Genomic DNA, 15,280 nt, shown 5'->3' on the forward strand with positions numbered 1-15,280 from the left:
GAGCGTGGTGCCTTAAAGGGCAGGCGCAGCGGTACGCTGCACGGCTGCCAGCAAGGCCGCGGCACCTGCGCCACGGCAATCCACAATCTGCAGGGCTCCCAGCTCGCGAGCCTGGTCGGCAACACGCGGGCTGGGGACGAACAATGGCAGGCATGAAAGCCTTGGCCAATCCGTACCTGCTATCTGCTGCAAGTGTGCAAGACCCTGCCCACTGCTGACCACTAGGCCGTTGAGGCGTTCCCCATCGATCCGACGCGCCAGCGTGCCCGGCGGGTACGTTGGCAGGCAGCGACGATACAGTTCCAGATAATCGACACTAGCACCTTGCTCTGCAAGACGCTCGGCCAGCAGTTCGCGACCTCCCTGGCCCCGCACGATCAGCACCTGTGACGCCGGGGCCGCCAACACCTGGCGCAAGGTCGCCAGCGCCAGCAGCGCTTCGCTGTCATCGCCCGCCGAGGGAAACGCTACCGTCAGCCCGCGCGCCTGGAGAATCCGCGCGGTCGCTTCGCCGACGGTGAACCAACCGGTGGCGGGCAAAGCGCTGCCGGCCTGGTCGAGCTGTTCGAGCAACAGGCGCGCTGCAGGCTTGCTGACCACAATGATCGCCTGAGCCTGGGCAACCTTGGCCAAGCCCTGGCGCAACGCTGCGTCCGGCGCCAGGGGCTCGATCGCCAACAACGGCAGGCTGGCACTGGTGATGCCCGCCTCGGCGAGGGTCTGGGCCAGTGCCGCACACTCCTCTTCAGGGCGGGTCAGCAGCAGGCGCCAGCGGCTCACGGATGGCCGGCCTCACCGTAGACCGCCTTGAGGATCGCCTCGGCGCCCTGCCCCAGCAGGGCATCGGCCACTTGCATGCCCAAGGCTTCGGCGCTGCCACGCGGGGCTCGCGCGTCGGCCACCAGCAAGGTGCTGCCGCAGGGCTGGCCGACCAACCCACGCAGCCACAACTGCTCACCTTCGAGCACCGCGTAACAGGCGATCGGTACCTGGCAGCCACCGTTCAGGCGCTTGTTCAGGGCACGTTCGGCCACGACCCGATCGGCAGTGTCGGCATGGTGCAGAGGTGCCAGCAGCGCGTGAATCTGCGTATCGGTACTGCGGCATTCGATGCCTACCGCACCCTGCCCGCCCGCAGGCAGGCTATCTTCGACGCTGAGGGTCGAGGCGATGCGCGCCTCGAAGCCCAGCCGGATCAAACCGGCAGCGGCGAGGATGATGGCGTCGTACTCGCCAGCGTCGAGCTTGGCCAGACGGGTGTTGACGTTGCCGCGCAGGAACTGGATTTTCAGGTCTGGACGGCGCGCCAACAACTGGGCCTGGCGGCGCAGGCTGGAGGTCCCGACCACGCTGCCAGCCGGCAGCGCGTCGAGACTGGCGAAGGTATTGGAGACGAACGCATCGCGCGGGTCTTCACGTTCGCAGATGCAGTACAGGCCCAGGCCCTCGGGGAAGTCCATGGGCACGTCCTTCATCGAATGCACGGCGATGTCGGCTTGGTTTTCCAGCAGGGCGGTTTCCAGCTCCTTCACGAACAAACCCTTGCCGCCGATCTTCGCCAGCGGCGCGTCGAGCAACTTGTCGCCACGGCTGACCATCGGCACCAGGGTGACCCGCAGGCCGGGGTGCGCCTGCTCCAGGCGGGCTTTGACATACTCGGCCTGCCACAGGGCCAAGGCACTTTTACGGGTGGCAATGCGGATTTCGCGAGTGGACATGAAGCGCCCCGATGCAGAGAAATGCTGCCGATGATAACAGCTCTGCCAGGCCGGCAAGCAGATGTGGGTCAATCGCAGGGGCGGCCCCTCCCCCACGCGTGCGAATACCCCACGCGCTTGCGTTCAGAGGGTCTGCATCATCTTGCGCACACCCGCAACATGGCGCCGGCTGACGGTCAGGGCATCGCCGTCCAGGCCTTTGAGATACAGCTGGAAATGCCCAAGCGGCGTGCGTTGCAGGCGTTCGATACGCTCACGGGCGACCAGTGCATTGCGGTGGATGCGCACGAAGCGCTCGCCGAACTCGTCCTCCAGCGCCTTGAGCGGCTCATCCAACAGCACCTCACCGGCCTCATGGCGCAAGGTGACGTACTTGTGGTCAGCGATGAAGTAAATCACTTGCGGCAGCGGGATCAGTTCGATGCCTTTGCGGGTCCGTGCGCTGATATGGCTGCGCGGGCCACCCGCGGTGTCACCGCCCGGACGGGTCAGGGCAGCCAGCTGGGCGCGGTTGGGTCTCTCGGCGCGACGCAGTGCATCGCGCAGCGACTGTGGCTGAATCGGCTTGTCGACATGGCTGAGGGTGCTGTCGCGAAACGCCTGGCTGCCGTATTCGTCGTCGCCAGTGCAGAACACCACCGCCGGCGGTGCATCGCGCTCGCATAGCCGGGCAGCAACCTGCAGGCCGTCCAGACCTGGCATGCCGATGTCCAGCAACACCACGTCAGGCTTGAGGCTTTCGATCAGAGCCAGAGCCTCTTCGCCGTTGGTGGCGCTGGGCTCCATCAGGGTGTAACCCTCCAGCTCGCCGAGCACCCGGCTCAGGCGCTCGCGGGCTTGGGGTTCGTCATCAACGATCAGGACATTCATAATTGCGCTGGATTCCTGAGTGAGTCTCGCACGGGTATAGCGTAGACAGGTGTGGGGTGACCATAGCCTCTGCACAAAAAGCCTTGATACTTGTTCATGCTGCGTTGAAAACAGCCTCGCAATGCTCGTGTACTCCAGCACACGGCGCTTGCTCGCCTGTTTTCGCCTTGCCTGACCTGCGTCTCATGACTTTTCATGCAGAGCCTAACGCGTCACGCTACAGACCGATGCGAAGGCCAAAGATTCACTGGCCTGGCAGAATCACCGCCAGTCCTTTGTCCAACTGTAGACGCTCCGTGGAACACTGCCGTTCATTCGTTGAATAAGCCTCACCCCCCACTTCTGGCACGATTCTCGCGACCGGCGCCCTGCGGTGGCGGGCCCAATCCTGCTATGATCGGCGCCACTTTTTTCCGTTCACGCCTTCAACGAGTGAATCCATGAGCACCGACAAGACCAATCAGTCCTGGGGCGGCCGCTTCAGTGAGCCCGTCGACGCCTTCGTCGCCCGCTTCACCGCCTCGGTCGATTTCGACAAGCGCCTGTATCGCCACGACATCATGGGTTCGATCGCCCACGCCAGCATGCTGGCGCAGGTCGGCGTACTCAGCGACGCCGAGCGCGACGCGATCATCGATGGCCTGAAGACCATCCAGGGCGAAATCGAGGCTGGCAGCTTCGACTGGCGCGTCGACCTCGAAGACGTGCACATGAACATCGAGGCACGCCTGACCGACCGCATCGGCATCACCGGCAAGAAACTGCACACCGGTCGCAGCCGTAACGACCAGGTGGCCACCGACATCCGCCTGTGGCTGCGCGACGAGATCGACGTCATCCTGGCCGAGATCACCCGCCTGCAGCAGGGTCTGCTGGAGCAGGCCGAGCGCGAAGCCGAGACCATCATGCCCGGCTTCACCCACCTGCAAACCGCTCAGCCGGTCACCTTCGGCCACCACCTGCTGGCCTGGTTCGAAATGCTCAGCCGCGACTACGAGCGCCTGGTAGATTGCCGCAAGCGCGCCAACCGCATGCCCCTGGGCAGCGCCGCGCTGGCCGGCACCACCTACCCGATCGACCGCGCGCTGACCTGCAAGCTGCTGGGCTTCGAAGCGGTGGCCGGCAACTCGTTGGACGGCGTCTCGGACCGTGACTTCGCGATTGAATTCTGCGCCGCCGCCAGCGTCGCGATGATGCACCTGTCGCGCTTCTCCGAAGAGCTGGTGCTATGGACCAGCGCGCAATTCCAGTTCATCGACCTGCCGGATCGCTTCTGCACCGGCAGCTCGATCATGCCGCAAAAGAAAAACCCTGACGTACCGGAACTGGTACGCGGCAAGAGCGGCCGCGTGTTCGGCGCCCTGACCGGCCTGTTGACCCTGATGAAAGGCCAGCCGCTGGCCTACAACAAGGACAACCAGGAAGACAAGGAGCCACTGTTCGACGCCGCCGACACCCTGCGCGATTCGCTGCGCGCCTTCGCCGACATGATTCCGGCGATCAAGCCCAAGCACGCGATCATGCGCGAAGCGGCGCTGCGCGGGTTCTCCACCGCCACCGACCTGGCCGACTACCTGGTACGTCGTGGCCTGCCGTTCCGTGACTGCCACGAAATCGTCGGCCATGCTGTGAAGTACGGCGTCGACACCGGCAAGGACCTGGCCGAGATGAGCCTGGACGAGCTGCGCCAGTTCAGCGACCAGATCGAGCAGGACGTGTTCGCCGTACTGACCCTGGAAGGCTCGGTCAATGCCCGTGATCACATCGGCGGTACCGCACCTGCGCAGGTGCGTGCGGCGGTAGTACGCGGCAAAGCGCTGCTGGCTTCGCGTTAAGCGGCAGCTGCAACACCCCGCGCGGGGCAAGTCGCATCGGTGCATCGATGCGGCTTGCCCCGCGCTCGTTTGCGCCTAGCGCTTGCCGCTCTTGATCATCTCCAGGAACGCTGGCATCGTCGCTTCCTTGTCCGCCACGATCTGCGCCATATGCGGGTTCTGGCGCAGCGTCTCGAGCAGCGCCGCTGCCTGCGGGAAGTCCGCCAGAAAATCGAGGTTCAGCACCTTCTTGCCCACCAGGCAGGCCAGGTCCACCGAGAAGCAGAACATCAGGTCAGCGATGCTCAGTTGTTCACCGGCCACATAGGGCGCGAAGCGTCCATTGCGCTTCAAGGTGGCGAACCCGGCCAACAGGTCGGCGCGCGCCCGCTCCTTGATCAACGGCTCCACTGCCGTGCCGAAGAACGCCTCGGCGTAACAGGTCCGCGCAGGCAGCTCGATGTACAGCTCGATCTCCTTGAGCAGCTCGCGCACCTTGGCCTGACCGAAGGCATCGGCCGGCAGCAGCGCCTTGCCGGGCTGGGTCTGCTCGATGTAGTCGAGGATCACGCCGGTCTCGCTGATGAAGCCATGTTCGGTCTCCAGCACCGGTATCTTGCCGCGCGGGCTGACTTTCAGCGCCTGGGGCGACTGACCACCGAAGAACAGCACCTCCTCGAAGGCCAGGCCTTTTTCCAGCAGGGCCAGCTTGACCATGTTGTAGTAGTTGCTGACCGCGAATCCATGAAGCTTGAGCATTGAACAGCCTCCAGGCCGTGTGGGGATGGCCCGGCTTTTATAGCCGCCTTGCCAAGCCTTGGCCAGCGCCATACCCGGCGTCGATGATCGGGCATTGCCGTGACGGGCATGGCACACTGTACGCCTCACCACAGGAGTATCGCCATGCGCGAGCGCAACGACATCGACAACAACGATGAAGAGGCCTTCACCGAGGCCACCCTCACCCAGGCCATCGAGAACCAGATCGAGAGCGGCGAACCGGCAGCGGCCAAGGCCACCTTCAACAAGTTGACCCTGGTCGGCTACGAACGCGAAGACATCCTCAACCTGATGGCCCACGTGCTGGCCATCGAGATCGATGCCATGCTCGACGAAGACCGCCCGTTCAACACCGAATGGTACGAAGGCGCCCTGCGCGCACTGCCCGAGCTGCCACCTGAGGCGGATCAAGGCGAGATCGAATAAGCCTGACTACACTCCTGGCTTCCATCCTTGTCTGGAAGTCAGGAGTCGAACCATGTCCTTCACCCCCGAACTGATCGCCGAACTGGAAGTCCTCGCCCTGTTCAACCTGGACAGCCACAAGGAAGGCATCAAGGTTCACAGCAATGCCTCCCCTGCCCTGATCGCCGCCGCCCAGCGCCTGCACGACAAACAGCTGACCGATCAACCCGATGGTGGTTACCTCACCAGCCTCGGCCTGGATGCCGCGCAAAGCGTCCAGCAACTGCTGACCATCCTCAAGACCCCGCAGCCAGCCTGAATCCCTGTCGACCGCTTCGCGGCACTGTCCGCGAAGCAATCGACGCAGCGCTGAATAAATGACGTCAAAAAACCATTTAACCCTTATCCGAGTTGCGCGCTCAGGCTAAACTCGCCAGTGCTTCCCCGGCCCGCCTGAGTGCCCCATGAACCACCCCCACGAAATCCGCCCCGATATCGCCCAAGGCATCGACCGCAAGGAGCTGTCACGCCTGCGCGCACGCTTCCTGAAGCTCAACCAGGGGCGGCTGGCGCGGGCGATGGAGGGCCTGTCCACGCGCCAGCAGCAGGTGCTGACGCTGCTGCCGCTGTTCTTCCACGTCAACCACCCGTTGCTGCCCGGCTATGTCTCCGGCAGTACGCCGGCCGGGGTGTCGGGGTTTGAGCCAGACCCGGACCTGCTGGCCGAGGCCCAGCGCCTGACGCGTTCGTTCACCTACCGGGCGCGCCACGGCAATTCACCCCAGCCGATTCACGGCCTGTTCCTGATGGGCAGCCTCGGCACCCTGGCCCAGGCCGAGCAGAGCGACATGGACCTGTGGGTGTGCCACGCACCGGACCTTGGCGAGCGCGCCCTGGCAGAGCTACGGCGCAAATGCCAGTTGCTCGAAGCCTGGGCTGCCAGCCAGGGCGCCGAGGCGCATTTATTCCTGATCGAGCCGCAGCATTTCGTGCAGGGCGAACGGGACAGCCAACTCAGTTCCGATGATTGCGGCACCACCCAGCATTACCTGCTACTCGACGAGTTCTACCGCACCGCCCTGTGGCTGGCCGGCCGTACCCCGCTGTGGTGGCTGGTGCCGGTGTATCAGGAACATGACTACCACGCCTACACCCAGACCTTGCTGTCCAAGCGTTTCATCCGCGCCCGCGACAGCCTCGACCTGGGCAACCTGGCGCATATTCCGCCCGGGGAGTACGTCGGTGCTGGCCTGTGGCAGTTGTACAAGGGCATCGATTCGCCCTACAAGGCGCTGCTCAAACTGCTACTGACCGAGGCCTACGCCAGCGAGCATCCCAACGTGCGCTGCCTGAGCCTGGCCTACAAGCAAGCGGTCTTCGCCAACCGCCTGGACCTGGACGCGCTCGACCCCTACGTGATGGTCTACAGGCGCATCGAGCATTACCTGCAACAGCGCGGCGAGCACGCGCGCCTCGAACGGGTACGCCGGGCGCTGTACCTGAAGGTAAACAAAAAGCTCAGCGGCCTGGCCCGTTCGCGCAGCGGTGGCTGGCAACGCCGGCTGCTCGCGCGGCTGGTCGAAGAGTGGGGCTGGGACGAGCGCCAACTGGCGCTGCTGGACAGCCGCAGCCAATGGAAAGTGCGCCAGGTAGCCGTCGAACGTCGCGAGCTGGTGGCCGAACTGAACCACAGCTACCGCTTCCTCACCCAGTTCGCCCGCCGCCAGAACGCCAACAGTCGCGCCGACCAGCGCGACCTCAACGTCCTCGGCCGGCGCCTGTACGCCGCCTTCGAGCGGCGTGCCGGCAAGATCGAGGTGATCAACCCTGGCATCGCACCGGACCTGGCCGAAGATACCCTCACCCTGGTGCAATCGCCCAACCGTAAGGAGCCCGGCACCCATCACTGGGGTCTGTACAACGGTAATCTGGGGGTCAACGAGTGGGAGCATTTCAGCCCACTCAAACGCTGTCGCGAGTTGCTTGAACTGCTGACCTGGGCCCATCGCAACGGTGTAATCGACAGCAGCACGCGCATCGCCCTGCATCCGGGCGCGAGCGACCTCAGCGAGTTCGAGCTGTTCAACCTGCTCGGCAGCCTGCAGCAGGCGATCCCGCTGCCGCTGGAGCCCGTCAGCGAAGTGCGCCTGCTGCAACCGAGCGTGGCCGATGACATCCTGCTACTGGTCAACGTCGGCATCGATCCGCTGCGCCATCACCGCGACTTGAACATCCTGATGACCACCGAGCGCACCGATTCGCTCAGTTATGCCGGGGTGCGCGAGAACCTGGTGCTGACACTCGACCAGATCACCCTCAACAGCTGGAACGAAGTGCTGGTGCATCGCTACGACGGCGAGCACGCACTGGTGCGTTGCCTACGCGACTTCCTCAACAGCCTTGGTCAGCGCAGCCACCGCCCGCGCGTTCGGGTGCGCTGCTACTGCCACAACCGCGCCCAGGCGATCGCCCAGCGCGTCGAAGAGATCTTGGACACACTGCAGTTGCTGCTGGACCAGCAGCTAAACCATCGCTACCTCTTGCAGGTGGCGCAGCACACCCACGTGCTTGAATTGCTGCCCGGCCAGGTGACCCTGGCCACCTTCGACCAGCATGACGCCGTGCTCGCAGCGCTGGGCGAGGAGCGCGGCGTCTACAGCCCACTGCACCTGGACAGCAACGCACTGCAGGACCACGACCTGCCGCTGGTGCTGGGGCAAGGCCAGCCTGGCTGTATCCAGGTGTTCTATCGCCTGCTTGATGGCTGGGCCGACCTCTACGTGCTCGATGAGCACAACGCCCTGTGGCAACAGCGCCTGCCCTTGCAGGACGAGCAACACCTGCTGCTGCCGTTGCAACGCTTCCTGCAATCGACCGTGGTCCGCCGCGACGCCCTGCTACCGCTGGACACCCTGCAACAAGCTTCGCTCGACATCACCTACCAACAATTGCTGCCCAGCGGCATTGGCAAGGCACGCAGCCTGGAACCACGCCTGGCACCCCAGGACAGCCCGAACCAGCCGTACTACGAGGTGCAGGCGATTCTCCAGGCGGGCGCGGGGGATGCGGTGCATGTGACACTGTACTGCGACCAGCAGGAGTTCTCGGAGCTTGAGCACGGCGACCAGTTGTACACCATGGTCGCCCGGCAAATCCTGCAGCAGCGCCGTAGCGCCGGTAGTTACCGCTGCTACATCACCGACCTGGATCTCTCCGAGCTGCTGGGCGACGAACAGGGCTCGACCAGCTTGTGCCTGCGCTACAAGCGTGAGCTTGAACAGGCACTCAACGATGGGCTGGAACACGTGCAGGCACTGTTGGAACCCTGAGTCGGTGCCTTAGAGGTCGAAATCACCCGCCGCTTCGGGCTGGTATTCGACCGCCAGCAGTTCGAGCTTGAGGGTCTTGCCACCTGGCGCCGGCCAGTCGATCTGGTCACCTACCGACAACCCCAACAGCGCACAACCGATCGGCGCGAGGATCGAGACGTTACCCTCGGGGCCAGCGTCCTTCGGGTAGACCAGGGTCAGGTGGTAGTCCTTGCCACTGGCGCTCTCCCGACAGTGCACGCGCGAGTTCATCGTCACCACGCCAGCCGGCACCTCGTCATGGCCGACCACCTGTTCGGCGCGGTCCAGCTCGTCCTGCAGGGCCAGCACGCCGGGGGTGCTCTCATCCAGGCTGTCGAGCAACCGCTCCAGGCGCTGTACATCCAGGCGGGTGAGGGTGAGGGAAGGCTTGGTGCTCATGATCCAGTCAGACTCCTTTGAACGGGCGATTTTCCTGAGGCAGATAAAGCAAAACCCCGCCCAAGGGCGGGGTTTGTGAATGCTTTGGCGTCATCGACGCAAGGCCTGACACTACCACAGCGGGGCAAATACTCAAGCCCACGCACCGGTTGTGGCTAGGCCTGCGCGCGTGCCTTGAGCGCCAGGGCCTCGCGGCAGATCTGCCGGCGCCGTTCGTCGTCGGCGGCCCGCCACTCGCGGATATGCTCGACGTGGCGGTGGCAACCCGTGCACACCCGCTGCTCATCCAAGCGGCACACGCTGATGCACGGTGATGGCACCGCAGGGCTGACATTGCTGTACAGCGGTTTGGCTGGCCTGGGCGTCGCGCTCATCTCAGATCTCGTCGAAGTCCAGCTTTTCGCCGGCACGTTCCCAGACGATGCGCTCAAGCATCTCGCCCAACAGCTCTTCGCTCTTCTCGCACACCCACTTGCCGCTCTCGTCGTCGTAATCGAAGTGGAAACCGCCCGAGCGGTCCGCCAGCCACAGTTGGCGCAGCGGTTCCTGGCGGCTGAAGATCAGCTGGCTGCCGTTGTCGAACTTGATGGTCAGGACACCCGCGGAGTTCTCCATGTCCAGATCCAGGCCGCTCTCGTCGAACAGATCCTCCAGGGCCTGTTGGGTCGCGTCGACCAGGTCGTGGAAACGCGCTTCGCTCAAACTCATTGCAAGGACCTCGAAAAATGGCTGCATACACGCAAGCCGGGCACGATAAGGGCGAAAGCTCCAAGCTACAAGTTTCAAGCCGCAAGAAAAAGCCGAGCGGACACTGGCCACTTGCGCTTGTCGCTTGATACCTGAGGCTTGTAGCCGGTCCTCCGGCCCTCGCATAGGCAATCGGGTGGTCGCTGGGTATACTCGGGCGCAATACTGCATATTTCCAAGGATTTCACCCATGAAACGCCTGATTTCCTCACTCGCGGCACTGGTCGCGGTTGCCTGCCTCGTTTCCGCCTGCGGTCAGAAAGGCCCTCTGTACCTGCCTGAAGATGGCAAGGACGGCAAAGCCTCGAAAAGCTCGCACCAGCACAAGCATGCGCATCCCGCCCAGCAGCAAGACGACGCGGACCAAGCGCTGCCCGAGCAGTAAGGAAATCCCATGGACGCATTCAACTACCGCGACGGTGAACTGTTCGCCGAAGGGGTGTCGCTGTCGGCCATTGCCGAACGCTTCGGCACGCCCACCTATGTGTATTCGCGCGCCCATATCGAGGCCCAGTACCGCAGCTACACCGATGCCCTGCAAGGCACCGAGCATCTGGTCTGCTTCGCGGTCAAGGCCAACTCCAACCTGGGCGTACTGAACCTGCTGGCGCGCTTGGGTGCAGGTTTCGACATCGTCTCCGGTGGTGAGCTGGAGCGGGTACTGGCCGCCGGCGGGCGCGCCGACCGCGTGGTGTTCTCCGGTGTAGGCAAGACTCGCGAGGACATGCGCCGCGCGCTGGAAGTCGGCGTGCACTGCTTCAATGTCGAGTCCACCGACGAACTCGAACGCCTGCAACAGGTGGCCGCCGAGATGGGCAAGGTTGCCCCGGTCTCGCTGCGGGTGAACCCCGACGTCGATGCCGGTACCCACCCGTACATTTCCACCGGTCTCAAAGAGAACAAGTTCGGCATCGCCATTGCCGACGCCGAAGCTATCTACGTGCGTGCCGCACAGCTGCCGAACCTGGACGTGGTCGGTGTCGACTGCCACATCGGCTCGCAACTGACCACCGTCGCGCCGTTCCTCGATGCACTGGATCGCCTGCTGGTGCTGGTCGACCGCCTGGCCGAGTGCGGCATCCACCTGCGTCACCTCGACCTGGGCGGCGGCGTCGGCGTGCGCTATCGCGACGAGCAACCACCGCGTCTGGCTGACTACATCGAGGCGATCCGCGCGCGCGTGGGCGAGCGCGACCTGGCCTTGGTGTTCGAACCGGGCCGCTACATCGTCGCCAACGGCGGCGTGCTGCTGACCCGCGTCGAATACCTCAAGCACACCGAACACAAGGATTTCGCCATCATCGATGCGGCGATGAACGACCTGATCCGCCCGGCCCTGTACCAGGCCTGGATGGGCGTCAGCGCGGTCAAGCCACGCGAAGGCGAAGGCCGCAGCTACGATCTGGTCGGCCCAATCTGCGAGACCGGTGACTTTCTGGGCAAGGAGCGCGTGCTGAACCTGGCCGAAGGCGATCTGCTGGCAGTGCAGTCCGCCGGCGCCTATGGTTTCGTCATGAGTTCGAACTACAACACCCGTGGCCGCTGCGCCGAAGTGCTGGTCGATGGCGACCAGGCCTTCGAAGTCCGCCGCCGCGAGACAATTGCCGAACTGTTCGCCGGCGAAAGCCTGCTGCCGGAGTGAACTTATGCTGCTGCGCTTTACCAAGATGCACGGGCTGGGCAACGACTTCATGGTCCTCGACCTGGTCAGCCAGCATGCCCACATCCAACCCAAGCACGCCAAGCAATGGGGTGACCGCAATACCGGCATCGGCTTCGACCAGTTGCTGATCGTCGAGGCCCCGAGCAACCCGGACGTGGACTTCCGCTACCGGATCTTCAACGCCGATGGCTCGGAAGTCGAGCAGTGCGGCAACGGGGCACGCTGCTTCGCCCGCTTCGTGCTGGACAAACGCCTGACTGCCAAGAAGCGCATCCGCGTCGAAACCAAGGGCGGCATCATCGAACTCGACGTGCGCAACGACGGGCAGATCTGCGTCGACATGGGCCCACCGCGCTTCGAGCCGGCCGACATCCCGTTCGTGGCCGACGCGCAAGCGCCGAGTTACCCGCTCGAAGTCGACGGCAAGATCTACCCGATCGCGGCGGTGTCCATGGGCAATCCGCATTCGGTGCTGCGCGTGGACGACATCCGCAGCGCGCCGGTGCATGAACTGGGGCCGAAGATCGAGCACCATCCGCGCTTCCCACAGCGGGTCAATGCCGGCTTCATCCAGGTCATCGACCGCCACCGCGCCAATCTGCGAGTGTGGGAACGCGGTGCAGGGGAAACACAGGCCTGCGGTACGGGCGCCTGCGCTGCCGCAGTCGCGGCCATCGCCCAGGGCTGGATGGATTCGCCGGTCACCCTCGACCTACCAGGCGGACGCCTGCACATCGAGTGGGGTGGCCCTGGCCAACCGGTACTGATGACCGGCCCGGCCGTACGCGTCTTCGAAGGACAGGTTCGTCTCTAAGCGAGTATCCGTCATGACCGATCAGCCCAAGGTTGCACCCCAGCTCGATGCCGACGCGGTGGTTGCCTATCTGCGCGCCCACCCCACGTTCTTCGCCGAGCATGACGAGCTGCTGATCGAGCAGCGCATTCCCCACCAGCGCGGCGACAGCGTGTCGCTGGTGGAGCGCCAGCTCAAGCTGCTGCGTGACCGCAATATCGAGATGCGCCATCGCCTGTCGCAACTGATGGATGTGGCGCGCGACAACGACCGGCTATTCGACAAGACCCGCCGGCTGATCCTCGACCTGCTGGACGCGAGCAGCCTGGAAGAAGTGGTCATGGCAGTCGAAGACAGCCTGCGCCAGGAGTTCCAGGTGCCCTTCGTCAGCCTGATCCTGTTTGGCGACAATGCCGCACCGGTAGGGCGCTGGGTCTCCGGGGCGGAGGCGCAGCAGGCCATCGGGGGCTTGATCGGCGGCGGCAAGACTGTCAGCGGCAGCCTGCGCGAACACGAACTGGCGTTCCTGTTCGGGGGCGAGCAGCACAAGGAGGTCGGCTCCAGCGCCGTGGCCACCCTCGAATACCAAGGCCTGCACGGCGTATTGGCGATCGGCAGCCGCGACCCTCAGCATTACAAGAGCAGCGTCGGCACCCTGTTTCTCAGCTATATCGCCGAAGTGCTCGGCCGTGTAGTACCGCGCTTCACCCACACGCTGCGCCCGGTTCGCTGATGGAGCGCCAGCTGGAGGCTTATTGCGCGCACCTGCGCAACGAGCGCCAGGTGTCCGACCATACGCTGCAAGGCTACCGCCGCGACCTGGAAAAGGTTATCGAATACTGCAACAGCCAAGGCATCGCCGGCTGGGGCGCGTTGCAGGTCCAGCAGTTGCGCCAACTGGTCGCCCGCCAGCATCACCACGGCCAGTCCTCGCGTAGCCTGGCACGCCTGCTCTCGGCGGTACGCGGCCTGTACCGCTACCTCAACCGCGAAGGCCTGTGCCAGCACGATCCGGCCAATGGCCTGTCGCCGCCCAAGGGCGAGCGGCGCCTGCCCAAGGTGCTGGACACCGACCGCGCCCTGCAACTGCTGGACGGTGGCGTGGATGACGACTTCATCGCCCGCCGCGACCAGGCCATCCTCGAACTGTTCTATTCCTCGGGCCTGCGCCTGTCGGAGCTTACCGGGCTGGACCTGGAACAGCTGGACCTTGCCGCAGGCCTGGTACAAGTGCTCGGCAAGGGCGGCAAGAGCCGCGTCCTGCCAGTCGGGCGCAAAGCCCGCGAGGCCCTGCACGCCTGGCTGCGCCTGCGCGGTATCGGCAACCCACAGGATGCGGCAGTGTTCATCACCCGCCAAGGCAAGCGCCTGAGCCCACGGGCCATCCAGTTACGGGTCAAGACAGCCGGCGAGCGCGAGCTAGGCCAGCATCTTCACCCACACATGCTCCGCCATTCCTTCGCCAGCCACCTGCTGGAATCGTCCCAGGACCTGCGCGCAGTGCAGGAGATGCTCGGGCATGCCGACATCAGCACTACGCAAATCTACACCCACCTGGACTTCCAGCATCTGGCCGCCGTGTACGACAGCGCCCACCCAAGGGCCAAACGCAGCAAAGGCACAGACTCATGAGCATCAAGCTGATCACCTTCGACCTCGACGATACCCTGTGGGACACCGCACCGGTGATCGCCAGTGCCGAAGTCGTCCTGCGTGACTGGCTGCACGCCAACGCGCCAATGTTGGGTGGCGTGCCGGTCGAACACCTGTTCGCCATCCGCGAGCGCCTGGTACAGGCCGAGCCCGCCCTCAAGCACCGTATCAGCGCGCTGCGCCGACGGGTGCTGTTCCATGCCCTCGAAGAGGTCGGATACAGTGAGAAACAGGCACTGGCGCTGGCCGACGAGGGCTTCGAGGTATTCCTGCATGCACGTCATCAGGTGCAGGTATTCCCCGAGGTCCAACCGATGCTGGAAGCCCTGCGCCAGCACTACACCCTGGGTGTGGTCACCAACGGCAATGCCGATGTGCGCAGGCTTGGCCTGGCGGACTACTTCCGCTTCGCCCTGTGTGCCGAGGACCTGGGCATCGGCAAGCCGGACCCGGCGCCGTTCCTGGAGGCGTTGAAGCGTGGAGAGGCGCCTGCCAGCGAGGCGGTGCACATTGGCGATCATCCGGGCGACGACATCGCCGGGGCCCAGCGCGCCGGGCTGCGCGCGGTGTGGTTCAACCCGCGCGGCGCGGCCTGGGCGGGCGAGCAGGCGCCTGATGCCGAGATCCAGCAACTGTCGCAGTTGCCCGAGGTCCTCGCGCGCTGGCGCTGAAGCCTCCGAGGCATGCCCACCGCGGCGTAACCAGCACGCACAAAAAAGCCCGCAGCGACGGCGGGCTTTTCTGCACTCAACCACTCAGATAGGGCGGCTGCCGTACTTGTTGTCCGGCTTCTTGGGCGGATCGGCGACCACGTTGGCCTCCACTTCCTGAACCTTGCCACCGCGGGCCAGGAACTCTTCCATGGCCTTGGCCAGGGCATCGCGTTCCTTCTGCTTGGCTTCCATGCTCGGCATCTCGTCTACCGAGACGGCCGCCTTGGACTTGCCCTTGGCGGCAGGCGCCGGGCTGCTGTCGTCATCGCCGGAATCTTCCGCGACGTCATCAGTTGCCGCTTCAAGGCCTTCATCGCCCTCGTCTTCGTCGCCTACTTCCAGGTCGTCGTTTTCCAGATCGTCGTCGCTCATGTT

The 15,280-nt window shown here is 64.5% G+C and carries 18 protein-coding genes; 10 read left to right on the forward strand and 8 right to left on the reverse strand.

Annotated features, from left to right (window positions below; translation table 11 throughout):
- Positions 1 to 12: 12 nt before the first annotated feature.
- The 3 genes from FEM01_RS16700 to FEM01_RS16710 form a co-directional block, all read right to left on the reverse strand.
- Positions 13 to 780 carry a uroporphyrinogen-III synthase gene (locus FEM01_RS16700; RefSeq protein ID WP_138220597.1) on the reverse strand — a complete coding sequence of 256 codons (768 nt, stop codon included), beginning with the start codon at positions 778 to 780 and terminating at the stop codon, positions 13 to 15.
- A complete protein-coding gene (gene hemC, locus FEM01_RS16705) occupies positions 777 to 1,718 on the reverse strand; it encodes a hydroxymethylbilane synthase (RefSeq protein WP_138220598.1) in 942 nt (313 codons plus the stop codon). Before hemC ends, FEM01_RS16700 begins: the two co-directional genes overlap by 4 nt.
- 123 nt (positions 1,719 to 1,841) lie before the next feature.
- Entirely contained in the window at positions 1,842 to 2,588 is a 747-nt protein-coding gene (locus FEM01_RS16710) for a LytR/AlgR family response regulator transcription factor (RefSeq protein ID WP_138220599.1), read from the reverse strand.
- A gap of 440 nt (positions 2,589 to 3,028) precedes the next feature.
- Between FEM01_RS16710 and argH the strand changes: the two genes are divergently transcribed.
- The gene (gene argH / locus FEM01_RS16715; protein ID WP_138220600.1) at positions 3,029 to 4,423 is read left to right on the forward strand and encodes an argininosuccinate lyase; all 1,395 of its coding nucleotides are present in this window, start codon (positions 3,029 to 3,031) and stop codon (positions 4,421 to 4,423) included.
- 75 nt (positions 4,424 to 4,498) lie between these two features.
- On the opposite strand, the gene FEM01_RS16720 is transcribed toward argH, so the two are convergent.
- Positions 4,499 to 5,161 carry a glutathione S-transferase gene (locus tag FEM01_RS16720; protein ID WP_138220601.1) on the reverse strand — a complete coding sequence of 221 codons (663 nt, stop codon included), beginning with the start codon at positions 5,159 to 5,161 and terminating at the stop codon, positions 4,499 to 4,501.
- A 144-nt stretch (positions 5,162 to 5,305) separates the two neighbouring features.
- Between FEM01_RS16720 and FEM01_RS16725 the strand changes: the two genes are divergently transcribed.
- The 3 genes from FEM01_RS16725 (at position 5,306) to FEM01_RS16735 (ending at position 8,916) form a co-directional block, all read left to right on the forward strand.
- On the forward strand, positions 5,306 to 5,608 hold the full coding sequence (locus FEM01_RS16725; RefSeq protein ID WP_138220602.1) for a hypothetical protein: 303 nt from the start codon (positions 5,306 to 5,308) through the stop codon (positions 5,606 to 5,608).
- Between the two features lie 52 nt (positions 5,609 to 5,660).
- Positions 5,661 to 5,906, forward strand: coding sequence for a TIGR02647 family protein (locus FEM01_RS16730; protein ID WP_138220603.1), 246 nt, complete (start codon positions 5,661 to 5,663; stop codon positions 5,904 to 5,906).
- Between the two features lie 145 nt (positions 5,907 to 6,051).
- Entirely contained in the window at positions 6,052 to 8,916 is a 2,865-nt protein-coding gene (locus FEM01_RS16735) for a class I adenylate cyclase (protein ID WP_138220604.1), read from the forward strand.
- Between the two features lie 9 nt (positions 8,917 to 8,925).
- Here the strand turns inward: FEM01_RS16735 and rnk are convergent, their stop codons facing one another.
- The 3 genes from rnk to cyaY all read right to left on the reverse strand — a co-directional run bounded on the left by rnk (position 8,926) and on the right by cyaY (position 10,044).
- Complete coding sequence (gene rnk, locus FEM01_RS16740; protein ID WP_138220605.1) at positions 8,926 to 9,336, reverse strand: nucleoside diphosphate kinase regulator; 411 nt, start codon at positions 9,334 to 9,336, stop codon at positions 8,926 to 8,928.
- A 155-nt stretch (positions 9,337 to 9,491) separates the two neighbouring features.
- Positions 9,492 to 9,710: a DUF1289 domain-containing protein gene (locus FEM01_RS16745; RefSeq protein ID WP_138220606.1), complete on the reverse strand. Its 219-nt coding sequence runs from the start codon at positions 9,708 to 9,710 to the stop codon at positions 9,492 to 9,494.
- A gap of 1 nt (position 9,711) precedes the next feature.
- Entirely contained in the window at positions 9,712 to 10,044 is a 333-nt protein-coding gene (gene cyaY, locus FEM01_RS16750) for an iron donor protein CyaY (protein ID WP_138220607.1), read from the reverse strand.
- Between the two features lie 229 nt (positions 10,045 to 10,273).
- Between cyaY and lptM the strand changes: the two genes are divergently transcribed.
- The 6 genes from lptM to FEM01_RS16780 are packed head-to-tail and all read left to right on the forward strand — an operon-like array spanning position 10,274 to position 14,863.
- On the forward strand, positions 10,274 to 10,468 hold the full coding sequence (gene lptM / locus FEM01_RS16755; protein WP_138220608.1) for an LPS translocon maturation chaperone LptM: 195 nt from the start codon (positions 10,274 to 10,276) through the stop codon (positions 10,466 to 10,468).
- 9 nt (positions 10,469 to 10,477) lie between these two features.
- Positions 10,478 to 11,725 carry a diaminopimelate decarboxylase gene (gene lysA / locus FEM01_RS16760; protein ID WP_138220609.1) on the forward strand — a complete coding sequence of 416 codons (1,248 nt, stop codon included), beginning with the start codon at positions 10,478 to 10,480 and terminating at the stop codon, positions 11,723 to 11,725.
- Positions 11,726 to 11,729: 4 nt separating this feature from the next.
- Positions 11,730 to 12,560, forward strand: a complete 831-nt coding sequence (gene dapF / locus FEM01_RS16765) for a diaminopimelate epimerase (RefSeq protein ID WP_138220610.1) — start codon at positions 11,730 to 11,732, stop codon at positions 12,558 to 12,560.
- A 13-nt stretch (positions 12,561 to 12,573) separates the two neighbouring features.
- Positions 12,574 to 13,272 (forward strand): DUF484 family protein, encoded by a 699-nt coding sequence (locus tag FEM01_RS16770; protein ID WP_138220611.1) that lies wholly within the window; start codon positions 12,574 to 12,576, stop codon positions 13,270 to 13,272.
- Positions 13,272 to 14,171, forward strand: a complete 900-nt coding sequence (gene xerC, locus FEM01_RS16775) for a tyrosine recombinase XerC (RefSeq protein WP_138220612.1) — start codon at positions 13,272 to 13,274, stop codon at positions 14,169 to 14,171. Before FEM01_RS16770 ends, xerC begins: the two co-directional genes overlap by 1 nt.
- On the forward strand, positions 14,168 to 14,863 hold the full coding sequence (locus FEM01_RS16780) for an HAD family hydrolase (RefSeq protein ID WP_138220613.1): 696 nt from the start codon (positions 14,168 to 14,170) through the stop codon (positions 14,861 to 14,863). Before xerC ends, FEM01_RS16780 begins: the two co-directional genes overlap by 4 nt.
- 84 nt (positions 14,864 to 14,947) lie before the next feature.
- Here the strand turns inward: FEM01_RS16780 and sutA are convergent, their stop codons facing one another.
- Entirely contained in the window at positions 14,948 to 15,277 is a 330-nt protein-coding gene (gene sutA / locus FEM01_RS16785) for a transcriptional regulator SutA (protein ID WP_138220614.1), read from the reverse strand.
- Positions 15,278 to 15,280 lie beyond the last annotated feature (3 nt).

The sequence above is a fragment of the Pseudomonas mosselii genome, assembly GCF_005796105.1.
GTDB classification, from domain to species: Bacteria; Pseudomonadota; Gammaproteobacteria; order Pseudomonadales; family Pseudomonadaceae; genus Aquipseudomonas; species Aquipseudomonas mosselii_C.